The 21,520-nt window shown below is 41.9% G+C and carries 17 protein-coding genes; 2 read left to right on the top strand and 15 right to left on the bottom strand.

Going from position 1 to position 21,520, the window contains the following annotated elements; genetic code table 11:
• The first annotated feature begins 20 nt into the window (after positions 1–20).
• Positions 21–1,640 (top strand): hypothetical protein, encoded by a 1,620-nt coding sequence (locus CVU62_08190; GenBank protein ID PKN37694.1) that lies wholly within the window; start codon positions 21–23, stop codon positions 1,638–1,640.
• Positions 1,641–1,802: 162 nt separating this feature from the next.
• Here CVU62_08190 and CVU62_08195 read toward each other — a convergent pair whose 3' ends face one another.
• Complete coding sequence (locus CVU62_08195; protein PKN37695.1) at positions 1,803–2,738, bottom strand: hypothetical protein; 936 nt, start codon at positions 2,736–2,738, stop codon at positions 1,803–1,805.
• A gap of 764 nt (positions 2,739–3,502) precedes the next feature.
• Here CVU62_08195 and CVU62_08200 point away from each other — a divergent pair.
• Positions 3,503–5,170 (top strand): hypothetical protein, encoded by a 1,668-nt coding sequence (locus tag CVU62_08200; protein PKN37696.1) that lies wholly within the window; start codon positions 3,503–3,505, stop codon positions 5,168–5,170.
• A gap of 322 nt (positions 5,171–5,492) precedes the next feature.
• On the opposite strand, the gene CVU62_08205 is transcribed toward CVU62_08200, so the two are convergent.
• The 14 genes from CVU62_08205 to CVU62_08270 form a co-directional block, all read right to left on the bottom strand.
• Positions 5,493–6,455, bottom strand: a complete 963-nt coding sequence (locus tag CVU62_08205; protein ID PKN37697.1) for a glycosyl transferase — start codon at positions 6,453–6,455, stop codon at positions 5,493–5,495.
• A gap of 27 nt (positions 6,456–6,482) precedes the next feature.
• Positions 6,483–7,961: a hypothetical protein gene (locus CVU62_08210; protein PKN37698.1), complete on the bottom strand. Its 1,479-nt coding sequence runs from the start codon at positions 7,959–7,961 to the stop codon at positions 6,483–6,485.
• A gap of 38 nt (positions 7,962–7,999) precedes the next feature.
• Entirely contained in the window at positions 8,000–8,923 is a 924-nt protein-coding gene (locus CVU62_08215; protein ID PKN37699.1) for a hypothetical protein, read from the bottom strand.
• Between the two features lie 61 nt (positions 8,924–8,984).
• The gene (locus CVU62_08220; protein PKN37700.1) at positions 8,985–10,151 is read right to left on the bottom strand and encodes a hypothetical protein; all 1,167 of its coding nucleotides are present in this window, start codon (positions 10,149–10,151) and stop codon (positions 8,985–8,987) included.
• Between the two features lie 153 nt (positions 10,152–10,304).
• Positions 10,305–11,426 (bottom strand): hypothetical protein, encoded by a 1,122-nt coding sequence (locus CVU62_08225; protein ID PKN37701.1) that lies wholly within the window; start codon positions 11,424–11,426, stop codon positions 10,305–10,307.
• Complete coding sequence (locus tag CVU62_08230; GenBank protein ID PKN37702.1) at positions 11,423–12,367, bottom strand: sulfotransferase; 945 nt, start codon at positions 12,365–12,367, stop codon at positions 11,423–11,425. The genes CVU62_08225 and CVU62_08230 overlap by 4 nt, the downstream gene beginning before the upstream one ends.
• Before the next feature lie 146 nt (positions 12,368–12,513).
• The gene (locus tag CVU62_08235) at positions 12,514–14,430 is read right to left on the bottom strand and encodes a bifunctional sulfate adenylyltransferase subunit 1/adenylylsulfate kinase (protein ID PKN37703.1); all 1,917 of its coding nucleotides are present in this window, start codon (positions 14,428–14,430) and stop codon (positions 12,514–12,516) included.
• Positions 14,430–15,332: a sulfate adenylyltransferase subunit CysD gene (locus tag CVU62_08240; protein PKN37704.1), complete on the bottom strand. Its 903-nt coding sequence runs from the start codon at positions 15,330–15,332 to the stop codon at positions 14,430–14,432. Before CVU62_08240 ends, CVU62_08235 begins: the two co-directional genes overlap by 1 nt.
• A 1-nt stretch (position 15,333) precedes the next feature.
• Positions 15,334–16,143, bottom strand: a complete 810-nt coding sequence (locus CVU62_08245) for a phosphate ABC transporter ATP-binding protein (protein PKN37705.1) — start codon at positions 16,141–16,143, stop codon at positions 15,334–15,336.
• An 8-nt stretch (positions 16,144–16,151) separates the two neighbouring features.
• Positions 16,152–17,000 (bottom strand): phosphate ABC transporter, permease protein PstA, encoded by an 849-nt coding sequence (pstA, locus tag CVU62_08250; GenBank protein ID PKN37706.1) that lies wholly within the window; start codon positions 16,998–17,000, stop codon positions 16,152–16,154.
• Entirely contained in the window at positions 16,997–17,905 is a 909-nt protein-coding gene (gene pstC / locus CVU62_08255; protein PKN37707.1) for a phosphate ABC transporter permease subunit PstC, read from the bottom strand. The genes pstA and pstC overlap by 4 nt, the downstream gene beginning before the upstream one ends.
• Positions 17,906–17,927: 22 nt before the next feature.
• The gene (locus CVU62_08260) at positions 17,928–18,821 is read right to left on the bottom strand and encodes a phosphate ABC transporter substrate-binding protein (protein PKN38055.1); all 894 of its coding nucleotides are present in this window, start codon (positions 18,819–18,821) and stop codon (positions 17,928–17,930) included.
• A gap of 608 nt (positions 18,822–19,429) precedes the next feature.
• Entirely contained in the window at positions 19,430–20,335 is a 906-nt protein-coding gene (locus CVU62_08265; protein ID PKN37708.1) for a hypothetical protein, read from the bottom strand.
• A 14-nt stretch (positions 20,336–20,349) separates the two neighbouring features.
• A complete protein-coding gene (locus CVU62_08270) occupies positions 20,350–21,312 on the bottom strand; it encodes a hypothetical protein (protein PKN37709.1) in 963 nt (320 codons plus the stop codon).
• Positions 21,313–21,520: the final 208 nt, after the last annotated feature.

A 21,520-nucleotide genomic window follows, 5' to 3' on the forward strand; every position in this document is an offset into this window, starting at 1 on the left:
AATTATCAGGAGATGCAGTAATGAAACCTTTCGCTAAAATCGTGTTACTGGCAATGGATGCGGGGGATAAATTTTTAATCCAAAAATGGGCCACGGATGGAACATTACCGAATATTCAATCGCTTTTTGCAAAAGGATTTGTCGGAGAAACAATGAGTATTGAAGGGTTATATGAAGGATCAACCTGGCCATCTTTTTATACAGGCGTGAATCCTGCGCGTCATGGTTTCCATCGTTTAAACCAAATAAAACCGAATACTTATGAATTCCATCATTGTAATCCTGGTGAATTTAGCAAACGGGAACCTTTTTGGAATCTTCTGAGCAACGCCGGGAAGAAAGTTGCTATCTTGGATATTCCCTTGTCCGGAACATCGCAAGGATTGAATGGCATTCAAATGGTGGAATGGGCATCCCATGATGGAGTATACGGATTTAATACATGGCCGGAAAAATTAAAGGGTGACGTAATCAAGAGATTTGGGTACCATCCGGTTAAAGCATCTTGTGACTCCTATGGGAGGTCTCCCCGTGATTTCTGCAGATTTATAAATCACCTGCTCGAGGGTGTTAATAAGAAATGCGAGCTTACCGTAAATTACATGGATAAAGATGAATGGGACTTTTTTGCTCAGGTGTTTTCTGAGAGTCATTGTGTAGGTCATCAATGTTGGCATCTTCACGACACTAACCATCCTAATTATAATAAAAAAATTGTTGCTCTCACGGGAGATCCTGTCCGTGAAGTATATAGAGCCATCGATAGTGCTGTGGGAAAGATCTTAGAACATGTTGACGAAAACACGCTTGTTTTTTTCCTTGCAACTCATGGCATGGCCCATAATATTGGTGCAAACTTCTTGCTTGAAGATATTTTAGAGAAGTTGAATCTGTTAAGAAAAAGACCTGTCTCCGATGTTCAAGGGATAATTAAAAAGACTTTTAATATGACAAGAGCAAAATGGCAGAAAATACCCAATACAATTCAGGAGGCTTTGAGGCCGGTACTATTTCCACTCTACAAATCAGCCAAACAAAACCTGGTTGTTGGTGAAGATCCTTCACAAATCTCTTTCAAATTTGATTTAAAGCATTGCAAATGTTTTCCCCATGAAAATGGAAACCTGGTAAGCGGCATCCGGATTAATCTGAAAGGAAGAGAACCAGATGGTTTTATAAAATCGGGAAAAGAATTGAATGATTTATGTCAGGAATTAAGTAAAGATCTGCTAAGTATTGTTGAAATGGATAGCGGTAAACCGATGGTGCAAAGGGTCATAAGAACTTCTGACTTTTTTCAAGGCGAATATATTGATCATTTACCGGATCTTTTAGTCGAATGGAATGAACAAATTATGATAGGAAGCAAGAGATTGAATAACAAATCCTGTTTGCTTAAATTGACTTCGGAAAAGATTGGATTACTCGAAGGTGAGTACAATTATTGCCGCACGGGAGATCATAGGCCCCATGGATTATTTATTGTGACGGGACCCGGAATCAGACCTGGATCTATAGGAAGAACGATTTCCATTATGGATTTCGCGTCCACATTTTTACATTTATTTGGTTTAACAAATTACGACTTGGATGGAAAACCGATTAGCGAAATTATCGATTCTTACTCCCCATATACGTAAATTATAGAAAGTCCGGTTGAACTGCATCCCTGGGGTGCAGTCCATTTACTTTCAACTACATATCGTTTTAATATTTGACTATTCCTGCAGAGTTACAGTAATGGGCCGCTGTCAGACTTAAGGATTGATATTCATAATCAATTTTTTGAGTTCACCATCAAATCAACGGCAGTATTTTTTCCCGTTAGCTGATTCTAACAATTTGCAACTTCCCAATTCACATGCTTTTTGCGCATCACTGCATCCAGACTCTTTGTCACCCTGAGTAAGATAAGCATCACCCCTGTTGCTGTAGGCCATGGCATAATCCGGTTTCAGGCGGATGGCTTCATTGTAGTTCTCAATTGCCTGCTGATTTTGGCCAAGATCACGATAAGTAACCCCCCTGTTATTATAGGCCATGGCGTCATTCGGGTTTAAGCGGATGGCTTCATTATAGTCCTCAATTGCTCGCTGATTTTGGCCAAAATCGCGATAAGTAACCCCCCTGTTATTATAGGCCATGGCATAATCCGGTTTCAGGCGGATGGCTTCATTATAGTCCTCAATTGCTTGTTTATGCTGGCCAAGGTCACCATAAACATTCCCCCTGTTGTTGTAGGCCTCAGCGTAATCCGGTTTCAGTTTAATTGCTTCGTTCAGATATTCAAGAGCCTTTTCGGGGTCGGTACATTTTCCCCTGGAGCACAGGGCAAATGCATTACGGAACAAATTATTAGCCACGACAGGTGTCGGAGCAGGTTCAGATGCTGAAGTAGATTCATGTACCGGAGCAGCGGGAGCATCAAACTTCTGGGGTTCAATCGCTTTTATTTGTTGGGCGCTTTTGTCGACGTTTGGTTTTTGTGAAATTGTGAATATAATGCTGACGACTAAGATAATAATTACAATGATGGGTATCCTATAGTCTTTCCCTATTTCCCCCAGCTTTGTTTGCCAGTCAATAGAATCCGTTCCATTTTGTCTTTTTTTCGGAGATTTGACGGAAGTCTTTTTTCCAATCAGCGGTACTGTTTCAAGCCGCCTGCCACAGTAACGACATATAGTAACTTTATCCGGAAACTCTTCCAGGCAAAATGAGCATCTTTTCATAATCATATCTCCATACAGAATCTTTTATTAATTAATATCCGACTTTACATATAAGTCAATCAAGGAATCAACTCTTTGCCTTTTCTTTGCTATCTTTTGAGCCAGTCTCTTGCAACATCAATATCAGTAAAACATTTCATTTTGCTCCGGCATTACTTGCCACGGTCTCGAAAATTTTGGAATTCAGTATTTCCCGGAATGTCCACAAACACAGGCTGAATATGCAAAAGGGTAGGATCATTTCTGATACTGAAAATATGCGAGGTATCTTCAACGTGCAAAAATCCGCTAACAAACTATCGTGGTCCATTAACTTTACTATAGCATTTACTTCGTTCTTCAAATTTTCGACACAATCCTCTATCGCGTCTTCTGTGAAAACAATTTAAATATTTTTTCTATTTATAAATGTTGAGATATTATTTGTTGGCTTATTTTCCATTTGTGAACTCCTTTAAGAATGCCAATGGTTAATCAATTTCTTTGGGAAATTCAAGTGCTTTCCCGTGTATAAACTTATTACCACAAGTTAAGGTTTCAGTCTGCAATAAACAATATTAATTCTCTAAGATTTTCTTGACATACAGAATTACCTTTCTTATAGTTCGCCCTTGTGAAAGTAATATCCTGTCAAAAAGCGGGGAACATGTATCAGATACTTTAATCGATATATGTTATCCGCCCCTGCTGAAAAGTAGAATATTTGTTGTTTCCACGGAAGCATCCAAGTATGGATATCGCTGAAAGATTATTTTGTTGACAAATAAATTATGTCGAAGAGAAAGAAAAAAAATAACCGGCAGGATGTAAAAGCAACAAAACTCAAATCCCCGCCTGATAATAATCAGATACAAAAAGAAGGCATTATCAAAAGCCTCAGGTATAACAATCGCGTGATCAAGTATTCTGGATATGCCTTTCTATTGGTAATCGCGGTCTTAGCAATTTTTTTGCGGTTCTATGATATCAGCGCTGAAGATGTTTGGCTTGACGAAGCAAATTCCGTAATTATTGCGGAGCTCAATCCTTCCGGTGTCATTGCCCGTATCAGCCATGATGCAAGCCCTCCTCTTTATTATTTGTTATTACATTACTGGATGGATGTATTCGGAAAAACGGAATTGGCATTACGCAGTTTGTCCGTTCTGTTCGGAGTTTTGTTGGTCATTGCTGTTTATTTTACCGGCAAAAGAATATTTTCCGAAAAAGTGGGAATTTATGCGGCATTGATTGCTTCTGTAGCCCCTATTCAGATCATGTATTCACAGCAAATCAGGATGTACACACTTCTGCCCCTCATGTCTCTTATGTCCATGTACTACCTGTTGCTTTTTATTCGGGAAAAGAAGCGCTCATTTCTTGCAGCGTACGGAATATTCACCATACTATGCCTCTTTACTCATAATTACGGTTTGTTTCTTCTTCCCGCCCAGGCTTTGCTGATCCTTCTTTTTTTTCGACAACGCCGAACTATTTTGTGGTGGGGCTTTAGTATGGTTTGCATAGGTGCTGTCTATGCCATCTGGATCCCATCTCTTTCCGGCCAGATCTCAGCACTACCCAAAACCGGATGGAGGGATTACTTCTGGAATCTATACGGCTTCGGAGGATCGCTTTTCATGAGCGTTTCTTCCTTCTCTCCCGGAGGTTCGCAGCCTCCCTATGTGCCCCTTAATTCACTGCGCTGGATGCCTATCCTGCCGGTGCTGATTATGCTTTTATTACTAATAATCAGTCTGGTTCCCCTGTTCAGCAAAAAATATGACCGTTGGAAAACAGGAGTTGGCTGGCTTGCCGTCTATTGTTTCATTCCTTTGCTTTGCGCGGCAATTGTATCCTGGTTACGCTCCAGTATATACATACCAGGACGCACCGACCAACTTGTTTTTCCAGCTTTTTGTCTTTTGACCGCAGTTGGCATTCAACAGTTCCGTCCCGTTTTTCTACGGTATGCGGTAGTTATTCTTATTATGTTTTTTTCTTTATTTACATTGTATGATTATTACAGAATCGACCTGAAACCCGGGAACAAAATAATAGCGCAAACCATCAAAGAACGTTTGGTTCCGGGCGACACCATTATTTGCACGTCTTTGACCAGGGGATTTCTCGAATATTATCTGAGAGAGGAAAAACCACATCCGCATTTCTATTCGTATCCACCGTCGAAATTACGAAGCATAGGCGGTCAAAACGTTTCCCGACTTCTCAAGAATCAGACGAAACTCGCCGAGGATGCAAAAATGTTGTTTAATGAAGTAAAAACCCATTCCTCAAGCGGACGCTGTTTCATTGTATATATTCCAAACAAGGTCAATCAATTTCTGGCGGAAACATTCGGTACAAATGTCCCGGCTGGTCAAATGACAAGAATTGGAACGTTCAAACAATCTCTCCTGAATAAAGCAGATGTAAATATTATTCTGGTTCATTTTTAAAATGAAATTTGAACATGCTCTTCATCTGTTTATATTTTATAAATTTTCGTGAAAACAGCCGTATTAATCCGATTTCTGACATTTTTTAGAGCTATGTAACGATCCAATAATATGGTTATGAATATTTGATGGGATTATCCCGTGGTACAAATATTTGGAGCGGATTAAGACCAGCATAATAACAATATTATAATTGACAATAACGAAGGTCTTTACTTGTACAACAGTGGATTTTAAAAAAAAGTGCCAAAACGCCAAGATCGGGTTTATATATTACAACCACTGTGATGATTTATTACCTTAACACCCCGTCTACACGATGTTATGAATCAACCTCTCGATTGTCTTTAGAATCACTGTTTCCCATTTGCCGAAAGCTGATCTTCTCGAGCAGCACCCGGTTTGAAGCCAGCAAGTCTGTGACAAAAGCCACCATGATCGTCTGGAAACCCATGCCCAAAAGTACCGACGCAAGAACAAGAGACTGGATGTGACCGCCTCCGCCACCTGTGAAATAATAATAGAGGAATCTCATTCCTACTATAAATCCCAAGCCAAATAAAAGCAGGCCAATGGCTGCAAAAAAACGGAAAGGCCGATAGATTACAAAAATCCGGACAATTGTCGCAAACGATTTAAATATATAAACCGGTACACTTTTAATAAGTCGCGATGGACGAAGATCCGGATTGACGCGCACAGGAATGGAAACGACCGACATGTTCTTTAGACCCGCCTGAATGAGTGTTTCTAAGGTATAGGTATAGTTGTTGAATACCACGAATTGTCTTGCCGCGTTTCGACTGAACGCCCTAAAACCACTCGTCGCATCGTCAACACGTGTCCGGCTGACAATTCGAACTACCCAACTGCCGATCTTCTGAAGGATTTTTTTCAGTGGCGAAAAATGGCGGATGCTGTAAATGGGGCGCGCACCGATGACCAAATCGGCACGTCCGTCCAAAACCGGCTGAGTCAAGGCGGAAATATCGTCCGCGCAGTATTGATTGTCCGCATCCGTGTTCACAATCACATCCGCCCCGAGCCGGATACATTCGTTTATTCCGGTCATAAAAGCACGGGCCAGTCCCTGATTACGAGTGTATCTTACAATATAATCCGCTCCTGCTTTCTTTGCCACACTCGCGGTATCATCAGTGCTACCGTCGTCAATAACCAGCCATTCCACTTTATTGAAACCGGGAACAGACCGCGGCAAAGCGGCAAGAGTAATGGGCAAAGTTTCAGATTCGTTATAACATGGAATTTGAATGATCAATTTCATTGCTTGGTCCTTTTTATATGGGAATAATTATTTAATAAAAGACAATTTCTTTCTTATCCATACAAAAGAATCTTTCAGCCAGATTATTTCCTGAGGTGTCAGGTATTTAATGAAATAACATATTAGAAACATAATTGCAAAAGCTCCCAGAAGAGAAAATATCGGTCCGGCAAAGTTCAGGCCATAAAACACTACGACAGTGGGAACGACAACCAGTAGCGGTTTTAGAATTACAGAATGCAGATCGATCGCGATATACCTTCGCAATAAAAACATAAAATAAAAGGTTGTCAGAGACATAGCAACCGCAGTGCTTAATATAGCGCCTGCAGCTTTATATCTCAAAACCGCTTCTGAAATTATTATGACAAAAGTACCAGCGGCAATCAATGCGCCGACTAATATTTGAAAATCTTTTTTATGAGCCAGCAATACACCGGATAAAGCCTGGCGTACTGTAAAGGGAATTAATATCCACAACACCGGTCCCATCAAATTGCCGGCCTGAGCATAGCGAGCTCCGAATATTTTTATTATCAACCAGGGAGCGAATGCGGTTCCCAACAAAGCCACCAAGCATCCAAGTAGTACCGAAAAGCGAATCATCGTTTCCGCGTAAATGCGGTCTTTCCCATCTTTTCTGCTCGCTGACCTGCTCAGAACCGGAAGAGATGTGCCACTCAAGGCATACGGAATATTGGCAAGAAGAAATAAAGGCTGCATGGCCAACGCAAGCTGTCCAAGAATATCGCCGGAAGAAATCACATGACGAAAAAATACTAACGGCCCCTGATACGGTATGGTCATTAAAAGCATGGAAATACCCAGAGGAAGCTCCTGCTTAAAAATATGACTCATTTCTGCAAATTTTACATTTAATTTTAAAACCAGTACGCGGCGGTTTATTATTACCAGACCGTAAATGGCTTCCAAACACCAGACTAATCCATGAATCGCAACCACCAGGATAACTTCTTTCCAGATAAAAATTACGACGAGACCAAGAACAACTTCCAGAGAACGAAACAATGATTGTTGACGGAAGGAATATTGATTGCATTCATAGGCAGTGTAAACGCTTCCTGTCCAAAGAGCCAGTGAACGGCCGATTAACGCAAAAGAAAAAATAAGCACCATTGAACGGGACGCCGGGTCATTTTCAAAATAAAGTGAAATAATTATGTAAGCCGCAGTTACCGCGATTATTGACACTATACTGAGAGCCAGAGTAACATTTGCCGTATGATCGCCTGTTTGTCTGCTTTTCCCCGCATCTCGGCTTAAAACTACCGACATACCCATCCTGGTAAGAGGTATAAACATCAAATACCAGGCTATCCCATAATTTATCATACCATAGATTTGAGGGCCAAAAACTCTTGCCACAATGACAACGTAGAAGAAGCGCGTAACAAAATACACTCCCTTACCGCCAAGCAGGTACATTAAGTTTTTGACTATGGAGGCAACGCCTCTGCCATTAATAGTTGGTGTTGTTTTGGACAATTACGATTATCCTCTTTTTATGAAATAATGGACGTACGTTAATAATAGACTCTGCCTGACAGTTTTTTCAATTTATTTATCGTTTCTCTGGAAATACAATAACGAGTTTGTATCGCCAGAGAACCACCTGCCAACGCGTCCTTAATACCTTGAACAAAATAAGTAAAATGCCGATGTCGAAGTGATAAGATAAAATAATATCCGCACCATAAAAAAGTATATGAAACCGCGTACAGCCATGGCAGGTTGCGCAAGGAAATCCAAAACCGGCTTCGAATACCGAAATATATCCATTTTCCCGGAACCCTCGCCTGCGGTGTTTCATAATGCATAACGGATATCGAAAAAGGATGCAAAATCTTATATCCTTTATCCATAAGGCGATAACTGAAGTCCTGTTCTTCACCGATAAAAAACAGGTGATCCCAGAACATCCCGATTTCCAAAAAAATCTCGCGTCTAACAGCAAAACCGGCACCGCAGAAATAGCTGCACTCATAATCTTCATTGATTATTTTTTTGTCCCCTCTGGGAATGCTTTTGTATTCCTCTAACCCATCACTCGGCTTCACAATTCGAAAGGCAAGGCAACCTAATCCCCTATCGGAGCGAAAATAAGAAACTACACGGCTAAGTGCTTTGTCATCAGCGAAAACAGCATCGTCATCGATAAATACACAGAACTCCCCTGTGGACATTCGCACTCCGTAATTCCTTCCGCCGGGAACACCAAGATTATCACTAGAATAAAAATATCGCACATCCGGGAAAATGCCTTGAATCATGTCCCCGGTTCCGTCAGAAGACGCGTTATCGACCACAATAATTTCCATATTCGGATGCGCCTGTTTCTGCACTGACCTCAAACAACTCTCCAGCATCTTTTTCCGGTTCATGGTCAAAAGAATAACACTGACTATTGGTGAACTTTTCTTACTGTCTTCTTTTTCAATATTGCTCATATTTTTTAATTAAAGATGTTTCTTTCTTTAGCAAAGAGAGCTTCATAAAGATTAAAATAAATTACTTAATTCCTGTATGCCGGGAATCCAGCATCAGCCCGATATAGCGCTCCCAACTGAACCGCCAACGATACTGCCGCACTTGCCCGGAGTCAACTGGTTTGTTCAAGAAGAGCTCCATCTTGTCCGCAAGATCCCGCGCATCTCCCGTCGAAAAAAGGTATCCGCTTTCTCCATGACTGACACATTCACGAAAGGCCGGTAAATCACTGGCGATAACTGGCTTGTCAAAAGCATAAGCCACCTGAAGTGGTCCGGATTGTGTTACTGACAGATACGGGGTAACCAGCACGTCGGCAACTGAGAAATAACGGCCAACCTCCTCGTTGGCCACATAGCGGTCGATCCGGACAATTTGTTTCCTGATGGGATCGTCCAGCGGCAAGTTCCTGAGAAGAGAATCGTTTTCAGGGTTTTTCCCTTGTGTCTCGTGAAATTGTTCTCCCACCACAAGCAGGGAAACGTCAGGATATCTGGCCGCAAGATTGCAGAATGCTTCCACCAGGCATTCCAGCCCTTTGTAAGGCTTGATGAATCCGAAAAAAAGGAACACAATTTTACGCAGACCGAGGTCGCGTTTAATTGACTCCCGCGGTTCGGTCGGGAGCGCAAATTGATCATAAATGGGGTGAAATGCTGTTACTATATTTTCTTTCTTCAGCCCGATTCGTATACCCAGCTCTGATTCCGGAAGACTATGCATTACCAGCCGGTGAGCCATTTTCATAACGGACTTACTCATAAAGGCGGCGCCGGGCACATGCTCGTGGGGCAGGCAGTTATGCACGATCAGGCATATATTTGTTTTCGTCAAGAACCGGATAGCCGTGAATAGAAATTTAAAAACCGGAAAGTGAACCGGGTGCACCCAATGGGTTATGAAGATGTCGTATCGGCCACGCCGCAAAAGTCTGATCAGAGTTATCCATGTCATGGGATTGGTATAACTCAGAATACTAAGACCCACTTGGTGAAAGGTTGTGGAGCTTTGCTCATCCGGCCAGGAAGCGGCAGCGCCGGCATTCAAAAAAGTGGGATAGGGCTTGGACCAGTAAAACAAATCCACATTCAATTCCTGTCTGCTGCGGAGAGCTTTGGCCAAATTGCCGTTGAAATGTACAATCCCACCCCGAAAAGGATGTGTCGGACCTAAAAGAGCAATCTTCACTGTCTATAACCCACCTCGATATGAACTTGGAGCCTCTAACCGGCAACCCTGGCCGCGAAGTGTTGCCAGCGCCTGAGGCAGAAGTTTCCCCCTATAACAAACTGGATTTATCCTGCTAAACTTCGGCATCAATCCATACTCCGGATACACTCATCATGGTTTTGCAGGCTTGATATTGAAACGTTCGATTGTGCAATCATCGGCAATTCTGTTCTTATAGGTACAGTTGCGGCACAAATAAGAATCATTATTCCCCAGATTGAATACCTTCCGGAAATCCTCAGAAGCTTTACTCTTCCAGGCACGGAGTGTTCCATTATGGCCGATGTTTCCGAAGGAATGTGCATTTTTGTAGTCGTATTCGCAGGCAATGACCTCACCGGAAGCTTCCAGAGTAACGCGCTTCCACGGTCGCATACAGACAAAAGGTTTTTCTTTCCGCGTAAAAGTTTCCTTATCGTAGTCGTACCTTCGGTAACTGTTTTCCCCCGGCGCATAGGTTTTATCAAGATCGCATCCTCTATCCAGAGGCATATCCACCGTTTTCAGAGTAAAGAAATCAACCCCTAGTTTTTGAGCAAGCTCCCGGACTTGTTGTAATTCGGATTCATTATGGTGCATGACGACAAAACGCATATTGAGACGAGGCGTTGTTCGGCCTTTTGCTGAGCGTACACGGAGAATATTTTCAATGTTCAAAATAACCCGATCCAAACGGCCACCCTGCCGGTATTTCTCATAGGTTTCCTGACTGGCGCCGTCCACAGCCACGACCAGACTATCCAGACCGGAATCCACCAATGCTTCAATTTGTAACTCATTCAGCGACACATTACCGTTGGTGCTGGTATGAACGACTATTCCCTTCGCTTTGGCATAGGTGATCATCGGAATAAGATCAGGGTTCAGAAATGGTTCTCCCCAGTTCCAGAGGATGAGCAACAACAGATGGTCTCCGCATTCGTCTATGAAACGTTTAAAGTTTTCCAGCGACAAAAGAGCTTTGGGCCTGGCTTTGGTTACGGATGAAGTCAAACACAGCGGGCAATTAAGATTGCAGTAATTAGCCGGTTCCACCTGGGCAATGACCGGATATCCCAGCGGCCGCGCCGGCAATAAAAACTGGTTCAGGCCGGCTATAAAAAAATTGACCGCTTTACGCAAGCGTATATTCTCCGCTCTGTAAGGCAGCATTTCGAATTCAAAATCAAATTTACCTTTCAGCATGAGAGCAGGTATTTGCGGTAGTACATCCCTAAGGTTAAATATTTTCATTTATCTTCTCCTTTGAGCCAGGAACTCAAGTCTCTACCAATATAATCCTGCAGTTTTAAAATATCATCGCGATAGAACCGCCTGAGTTCCTGTTCAACTTCAGGATTCATGGGCAATGGCTTTTGCATGTTGGTAGCGCGAATACCATCACGCAGGCTAATCCATCGATCCATGCCTAATATAGTACCGCCAATTTTTCGGGCAACTTTGTGTAGTCTTTTCGGTTTCATAAAAAGATTATTCAAAAGACGCCAGCGGGGAATGGCTGAAGTATTGTGTCTGTGTTCCGTATTCGGAATGAAGTCGGGATCAATATCAAGAAACGCATATACTGATTGAACCAGCGTGATTGCATCTCGCATTAAGTCGTCGTAGAGTAAAATTTTTACCCGGCTGAAATTAGTTTGAAAGGCGTGCACCGGACAAGCATACAAACCACATTTCCTATATTGCCAAATAAATGAGTATTCATCTCGCCTTCCTTGTTCCTCCGCGATCAGGGCATTTTTGAAGGACAGTTCTTCGTATCCATCCCGTACTAAAAAATTATAGGCGGAATAGGCACGTCTTATCGGATTTCTCAGGATTATAATGATCCGGGGATCACCAAGATAGCTTTTAATAGCTGGTATTGTTCGCTCAAAATAGAAAATTGTGTCTACACTTGCCTCGCCCACTGCCTTCTTGCCGTTGTTTGTTTTGAAAAGTTTAACGTAATCATCAAAAGAATTAATTTTTTTTTTAAATCTAAAATTGTCGCCCATACCTTTGCCTGGAGTCGTCTTATAATTACTAAAAAATTTAGGTTCTTTCAAGGGACTCATAAATACGTCAGGATGTTGCTTAAGGTAGTAGTAAAGAGACGTTGTCCCACATTTGGCAGCTCCGACAATCAAAAAATTCGGCAATACCGGGGCGATTTGTTTTAAATTTTCTCCCATTTAACCCTTTTTTGTTTATTTCTATTTATATTACATTCCTATTTGGTTATTCAGTGGTACTCTAATGACAGATCGTAAACAACCTATTGTAAAATATCATTATCATATCTTAAGTTAAGATTCAGCCATTTCTTACCCGTATTCTGTTAATTCGAAATGTTTTTATTGTGGATTATGGAATGACCGATTAGAAACTCTTCCAATATGTCAACGCATTTTTGCAAGGTGTAATTTTGGGTATCGATGATTAAATCAGGTTTTTCCGGAGACTCGTAGGGTGAAGAAAGTCCTGTAAAATCTTTTATCAGCCCTGAATGCGCTTTTTTGTATAATCCGTTCGGATCACGCCTGCGGCATTCATCGATATCGCAACGAACATGAATTTCAATGAATTTTCCCTCGGGGAAAAGACTTCTTACGAAATTTCTGTCCTGCCTAAAAGGCGAGATAAATGTGCAAAGAACGATATTGCCATGCTCAAAAAATAATTTCGCGACTTCCCCGGCCCGGCGAATGTTTTCTTTTCTGTCCAAAGCGGAAAAGCCCAGATCGGAACAGAGACCGTGCCTGATATTATCGCCATCAAGCAACGTTGTCTTACAGTCTCGATTAAACAATCTTTTCTCCAGAGTGGCGGCGATTGTTGATTTACCGGAACCGGATAAGCCGGTAAACCACAGCACAACCGCCCTGTGAGCATTTTGCTTTTCTCTGTCGGCAAGTTCAATATTTAATCCCCGCCATATGGTATGCGGCGATTTTTTAGGTTGATCGCCTCCTTTGGGCTTTGTATCAGCATAATCTTCAATATGTCTGGCGACATCTCTGATCATTCCGGCGGCAACCGTGTTATTGGTCAGAGGGTCAATCAAAATGAAACTGCCGGTGACATGGTTTAACTTATAAGGATCGAAAAAAACCGGTGTTAAGGTGCTAATCTCTATTCTTCCTATGTCATTGAGATGAAACTCTTCAACCGGTTGGCGATGCAGTGTATCAACATCAACCTTGTAAATTATTTTTGTTATATTAGCTTTAACGTATTTGGTCGTATGTTTCATAATATATGTTTTGGTCATGGTCATGGGTTTTTCATCCATCCAGCAAATCATGGCTTCCATGCGATTTTCAATTTGAGGCAGATTTTTCTTCCGGACAATCATATCACCCCTGCTGACATCAACTTCATCGTTCAGCGACAGAACGACCGATTGCGGACAAAAGGCTTCCCTTAATTCACCGTCATAAGTCGTAATGGCTTTGACAGAAGATGATTTACCTGAAGGCAGGACGACCACTTCTTCTCCCGGCGTAATCGTTCCGGAAATAATTTTCCCCGCGAAACCCCGGAAATCAAGATGCGGACGGATGACATACTGCACGGGGAAGCGAAAATCGACCAGATTACGATCCGCGGTCACATGGATATTTTCCAGATAATGCAGCAGCGGTGTGCCGTCATACCAGGGCATCTTCTTGCTCTTGGTAACAACATTATCTCCTTTGAGGGCCGATACGGGAATATAAACGATATCGTGAATATCCAGTTTCTGAGAGAAGTTTTCATATTCTTCGATGATACGACTGAAAACATCCTCTGCGTAATCAACCAGGTCCATTTTGTTAACCGCAACAATCAGATGCGGAATCTGCAAAAGAGAGACAATGAATCCGTGTCTCTTCGACTGGGTTAAAACTCCATTGCGGGCGTCAATCAAAATTACGGCGCAATCGGCCTTGGAAGCTCCGGTCACCATGTTTCTGGTGTACTGCACATGACCCGGCGTATCGGTGATGACAAATTTTCTTTTGGGCGTTTCAAAATAACGGTAAGCCACATCAATCGTAATGCCCTGTTCTCTTTCCGCCGCCAGTCCGTCCAACAGGTAGGCCAGTTCGACTTCCTTTAATCCCTTCTTTTTGGAGGTTTTCTCGATTGCCGCGAACTGATCGTCATAGATGGATTTCGTTTCATACAACAACCGCCCGATCAGCGTTGATTTTCCGTCATCAACACTACCGGTGGTCGTGAAACGCAGCAAAGATTTTTCACCTGAGTACACTAGAAGTAGCCTTCCTTCTTTTTTTGTTCCATGGAGCTGTCGCTGGTCAAGTCAATGACGCGGTTTTCTCTTTCCGATTTTTTCGCGGCTCTAACCTCACCGATAATTTCGTCAATAGTTGTCGCCGCGGAGGCGATGGCTCCGGTGCAGGGGATACAACCTAGAGAGCGAAAACGGCACAAAACCGTTTTTACTTTCTTTCTATCACCGGTGAAATCATCGGAGACTGGAATAAGAATACCTTTTTGAACAATTACTTCCCGCTGAAGAGAAAAATAAATAGGAACAACGGGAATCTGTTCCAGTTTGATATATTCCCAGATATCCCGCTCTGTCCAGTTGCTCAAGGGGAAAACACGCATTGTTTCTCCCTCGTTAATTCTGGTATTATATATATCCCACAGTTCCGGACGCTGATTCTTGGGATCCCACTGCCCGAAGGAATCCCGCAGGGAAAAAACTCTTTCTTTGGCACGGGATTTTTCTTCTTCCCTTCTGGCGCCGCCGAATGCGACGTCAAATCCGTGTTTTCTCAAAGCATCCAGCAGAGCACCGGTCTTTAGATGGCTGCAGCATTTATCCACGCCTATTTTCTGCGGATGACAACCTTGGACAATCCATTCCTCGTTTCTTTCCACAATCAGGCGCGCTCCGATTTTTTGACAGAATTCTTCGCGGAATTTGTACATCTCCGGAAACTTGTAACCAGTGTCCACATGCATCAAAGGAAAAGGAAATTTGCCCGGATAAAACGCTTTCTGCGCCAGGCGCACCATCACACTGGAATCCTTGCCCACCGAATAAAGCATCACCGGATTTTTAAATTCGGCAACAACTTCACGCATGATGTGGATGGATTCCGATTCAAGATGCCTTAAGTAAGATATGGAAAAAGAATTCATTTCAGCTTATTTCTCCACTGATATAGGCCTTCGTTTTTTCATTCTCCGGTCTTTCGAAAAACTCCGCCGCCGGTTTGTGTTCGATTAAATCACCCATGTACATAAAAACAATGTAATCGGCCAGTCTTCTGGCCTGACGCAGAATATGGGTAACAATAATAATCGTGTAATTTTTCTTCAGCAGCTTGAATTGTTCTTCCACAAGCTTCGCGGAAACAGGATCAAGGGCAGATGTCGGCTCATCGGCCAGAATGACTTCAGGCTCGATGGAAAGAACACGCGCCAGCGCTAACCGTTGCTGCTGGCCGATGGATAGCTTTGCCGCCGGTTCATGCAGTCGATCTTTGACTTCCTCCCAAAGACCTGCCAAACGAAGATAGTGCTCCACAAACAAAAGCATGTTTGTTTTGCTTTTACCCTTTAAACGCTGGCCGTCATTTGCTACGGCCTTGTCAGCGCGGGGAAAATATTTCAAACCATGAATACGTGGTCCAAATGCAACATTGTCAAAAACAGACATGGGTAGAGGATAAGGGCGCTGCGGCAGAAAACCTATTTTTTTTCTCAGCTCAGTGACATCCATAGCGGCATTATAAATACTAACACCGTCAATAAGTATATCGCCCATTGCCGTTACATCCTCATTCAAATCCAGAAGTCTGTTCATGCTCTTGAGCAGTGTTGTTTTCCCGCAACCTGATGGACCTATAATAGCGACAATCTGGCGATCGGGTATATCAAGACTGACGTTTTTTAAAACCTGATGACGTCCATATGATATATTTAATTGCTTAATCCTGATATGCGACATTGTTGAAGTTATCTCACTATATTTTTTGAAAACCGCCATCCTAAAATTCTGGCGATGATATTAATTATCATTACAATAAAAAGAAGAATCAGGGCCGCAGCAAAAGCCCTGGCCTGAACCTCCGGCACCGGTGTACCCGCCTGAAAAAACACGGCCAGCGGCAGTGACGCCACCGGATCCATCAGAGAGCGAGGAATCTCGTCCGTATATCCCGCCGTAAACAATATTGACGCGGCATCGCCGATTCCTCGACCGAATGCCAGAATAACCGCCGTGCACAAACCGGGAAACGCCTGTCGCAAAACAACGGCCAGTGTTGTCTCTATCTTTGTCGCGCCCAGAGCGTAAGACATTTCCTTAAGCTCAAAGGGAACAAGACGAATGGCTTCATCCATGGCCCGGCTCATAATCGGAATCATCAGCAATGTTAATACTATAATGCCGCCTAAAAGAGAAGCTCTCAAACCAAAATAAACCATGATGACAAAACCAAAGGCACCGTAAACAATCGAAGGCGTTCCCCAGAGAATATCGAGCACAAGTCTGGTAAAATCAGCGAAACGTCGTCCCAGATATTCCTTCTGCAGTGCCAGAGCTATTGGCAGGCTGAAAATAATCGACAAAATAGTAGCGCCGATTACCAGATAAAGCGACCCAATGATGGCATTGGCAATGCCCCCCTCCTTGCCCAGATAGTAACCGCCTTTCGGCGTCTCGGTAATCATGGAAAGATTAAGAGAAGAAAGGCCTTTTATGGCTACAACAATGATAATGCCTGCCAGGGCCAGAAAGACCATAAAAAGCGCCAAAGCCATGAGGAACTTGAAAATATTTTCTTCAATCTTTCTTGATTTCATCGTTCGATTGTTTCTCCAATTCTCAGCAGTGTGTAATGAGCGGTCAGGCTAAACAGCGCGACAACAAGCATTAGTATCAACGCCGCGGACATAAGAGCCGCATCATACAAAGGTATGGACATAACTTCACCATAATTATTCGCAATCAAAGCGGGCAAAGGATAAGCAGGATCAAAAACCGAAGATGGCAGCAAGGCAACATTGCCCACAACCATCAACACGGCCATTGTTTCGCCAAATGCGCGGGCAAATCCCAGAACAACAGCGGCCATAATTCCTCTTTTTGCTTTTTTAAGAACCACATATTTTATTGTTTCCCATTTGGTTGCACCCAGAGCCAGAGCGCATTCTCTGATTGGCTCGGGCACCATTCTCAATACTTCCACTGTAATAGAAATAATAAATGGAATAACCATGACGGCCAAAACAAGACCACCAGCAAGCAGGCTGTAACCGGTTGTCGAAACTCCGGCAAGTTCACCAATAGTGCCGACCAATGGCACGATGACCAGCACACCGCACAGACCATAGACAACTGATGGAATACCGGCCAGAATATCGATAATGAACCGCGCGAATTCGCGAAAATGCCGGCTCGCGTATTCCGAAAGATAAATAGCCGCAAGCAGACAGACGGGAACGGCAATAATCATGGCCAGCATGGTTACTTCCAGCGTGCTGACAATGAAAACGAACAAGCCGAACTCATTTTTCATCGGATGCCAGGATGATGAAAATAATAAATCGGATATTGATATGGTCTGGAGAATCGGTTGAGCTTTCAGTAGTAATCCGCAAAAAATAAGAAGCGCCAAAGCATTGATAAAAATCAACATTAAGCGACCGGAATAAAGCGCGAGAACCTCTTTGATCTGTCTTTTTTTCAACAAACCTTCTCCAAACATCCTCCCGCCTTTTTCTCCCTCATTACTTGCCTGTTTTATTCAAAGCTTCTTTAATCTGTCTGGCACTTAATTTTAAATAACCGACTTCCTCAACATATTTCTGTCCGTCGGAAAGTATCCATTGCACAAATACTTTTGACGCACCTCGCAAGGAATCCTTGGTCACAAGATAAAGGTCTCTTGCTGGTGGGGACGGATAAATACCGGACAATATTGCCTTGATAGCCTCCTTTTTTGTGCGTAGTTTTTCGCCGGAATCCACACGGCCGTTCTCGTTGACATCTACTGGTACCACCTGAAGGCCAGATTGCGGCTGTCCCGTTTTCATATCGTAGGCGTAATTCAGATTGTTATAACCAAGGGACGTTTTATCTTTTCTCACGGCTTGGGCAACACCAGGATCGCCATAAACAGCTACTCCTTTAAGATCTTCCTGTTTTGCACCCAGATATTTGGCCCATGTTTCTGCCGCGCCGCAGGAATCGGAACGAGTGTAAACTCTTATTTTCTGATTATTGTTTACGCCGGTTAATTCACCCCAGGTCATTTCCCTGCCGGTCACCCACATGTCCTGCATAAACTTCTTCTTCAATCCCTTCTGTGAAAGTTCTTTCATTACCGGATTGCCTGAATTGATTGTCGGGAAAACGGCATCTTTAACTACTGACACATAAAAAGCCTTTTGTCTTATTTCCTCCGGTCTCAGTTCTCTGGAAACCATACCGATATCCACCAAACCTGTCAGAGCATCCGTCACGCCCTTTCCGGCTCCGCCGGCGGACACATCTATTCTAACCTGCGGATAAATTTTCTTGAATTCTTCCGCCCATTTGATCATCATGGGATACAACGCCCATGCACCGGAAACCCTGATGGTTCCTTCAATGGATACTTTTTTATCCGCTGATGCCGCCATAGCCGGAGCTGGTTTTGACAAATCATATTGAAAAAAAACGGCGACAACCGCCATTAAAAACACAAAGCTTGATTTCTTGTTAATCCATTTCAGAAGCATAAAAAACCAACCCCTCGAAAATTTTTTTGTTAAGTTAAAAATTGCGGGAGAAAAATTAAGATCGTAATTTACATCTGTGTGATCACAAACAAGATACTGACTTATTTTTTCCGCCACATCAACCGACCAGTGATAAAAAGGCACGCATTAAGGGGAAATACAATGCCCTGGGAAATCGAAAGGACTATTATCACAAAGTATGGTTTTTCGCGAGGTTAAAAAATTATTTAGGTCATTCTAATGTAGATTAATATTTCTTCGAATTGAAAATAGTATAATTTTCTAACTTAACTTTCTCCGATAACTTAAATAACCTGAAGATCACGTCGGTCACAAGTGAAACTAACGCATAACAGCAAATAATCATTTTTTAAGAATAAAGTACATGGTATTCTTTGCACGAATTGCTTGTTTGACTTTAACTGCTAAGTTGCTGTTGAGCATGACTGCAAAATTTTTAGATTATCATTTGAATTGCGGTATCCTAAGACGGTACAAGCAAATATAATCTATTTAACCCACTCACTCATTTCCTGTCTGGATCGTTCCCACTTGTTACCATACGATCGATTGCTTATATCGCAATAGCGGCAAAATGGCTTTGGATTGCCGATAAAATTAAGAAGTTCAGATACTTTTTCTATACTGTAAATATCCAGAAAATCTCCATCTTCAAGTTTCATGTTCGTTCCAAACCTCTTATTGAAATGACGAACATTTGGCGCAATGGTGCATCCATACAATTTGCCCTCCATCAAAAGCGGATACATATTGTCACCAAAACATTCGATAAAGCTCTTTGTCGGATTCTGGTTTCCCTCAATGTCTAAAGTTTTCTTATAAGAATATCTGGGAAACTTTTCGGTGCCTCTGCCATATTCAAACATAACACCATGAGTCGCCGCTGTTTCTTTCATCGCCTTGTAATCTAAATTGATAGGGTATCTAGTGTTGGCAATGATAATATTTTGTTCGCGGCATATCCGCCAGAAATCTTCGTCTTGCTTCAGCAATAGAATCCCGTTTGTTAAAAGCTCAATTAGTGTCTTTGGAAAGGACAATCGTGTGGAAATCAATATTTCTTTCAGTTGCGGATGCAGTAAAGGTTCTCCTCCCATTACCCCGATGCGTGGAAAATCTCCTTTCAGTATTTTTGACATTTGGGCCAAGTCTTTTTTTATATCATCCGCTGAAACAAATCTCTCATCTGCAACAGAGGCAAAATGGTCGCAACCTTTGCACTTAAGATTGCAATGGTCAAGAATGTTCAAAACAAAATATGACAGTTGATTTTGCGGCGACAGACGCTGTTTTACGCTCTTTTTTAAATATGCCTGCCGGAATATCCTTTTGGAAGCCAGCTTATGACTCCAGGAAAAACCATTCAAAAATTGTCGTATCTTGTGCCTGAACATAACGACCAATCACTTTATATTTTCAACATTTTTTTTCTTATTTTGCCCATGGCGAATTTAAAACCATTATTATGCCAGTGCTGGAGGAAATTATATGGTAGTTTTGTAAAATTATGTGAGTCTATAAATCTTCGCAATTTAACTGACTTTCGTTTTAATTTGTGAAGTTTAAACGGTGACTTTTTAAAATACTCGTCCCACTCACGGACAAAATCACTATCAAAATAAATCCAAGGCTTTTCGTGGCTGGCCAAATGGATAATGTATGAATCATTTATTATATTATCCAAAGATGAATAATCCGTTCCAAAACATTTGTTTATATTATCAAGAGTGTAACCGCCTCTATAATGCATAAAAATGTTATAACAACAATTATATATTGTCGGCAATAATTTAACTTTCTTATCAAACAAAATGTTGAAGCAATCCTGATCCATAAAAGTCAAGTTTTCCGCTGATTTGCGATAATTAAACAATGCCGTCGATGCATTGTTTTTTCTCATCAATTTAAGATTCAGCATCATTACTCCGGAGTTAAAATAATCTTTAATATGAAGATCATTATCAACCATCCCGATATCTTTGACCACTGCGGCATAATAATCATCGACGTTTATTTCAAACAGACCACTCAAATCTTTTTGTATTATAATATCACTATCCAAATACAGAATTTTATCATGCTGGGGAATTAAATTCGGTAAATCAAATTTAAAACAAGACGTAGAAGTAATGTGAATAAATTGAGGTATGTCTTTAAACTTTTTCGAAGATACTTTTATTATATGAATATCGGCCCTGCTTGCTCTTAATTCATAAAATTTTTCTATTTCTATTTCCGATAAGTCGGCTGCTATTATATAAATATCATAATACGTTTCCTGATTCTTATTGCAAATCAGGGAAGTGATAGCAACAGCGGTTGGTAGAGCGTAACGGCTGTCACAAATGAAAGCTACTGGAACATTTGTCAAACAAGTGTCCTCCTTATTCTAAAACGTATACTATTTTTTAAATTATAACATATATTAAGTTTGATCTCAGCAGTTTTTGACCAGTTTCTGTTTAAATGTTGAGTGAATTGAACAAATAAGAGGACGATGCTACGGTCCTAATTTTTTAAACACTTTTATGACGGTCGGAGGAACCAAAATAAAAGTAAGATTTTCAAGAGAACTGATA

It is taken from the genome of Deltaproteobacteria bacterium HGW-Deltaproteobacteria-2 (assembly GCA_002840505.1).
GTDB lineage: Bacteria > Desulfobacterota > Syntrophia > Syntrophales > Smithellaceae > Smithella.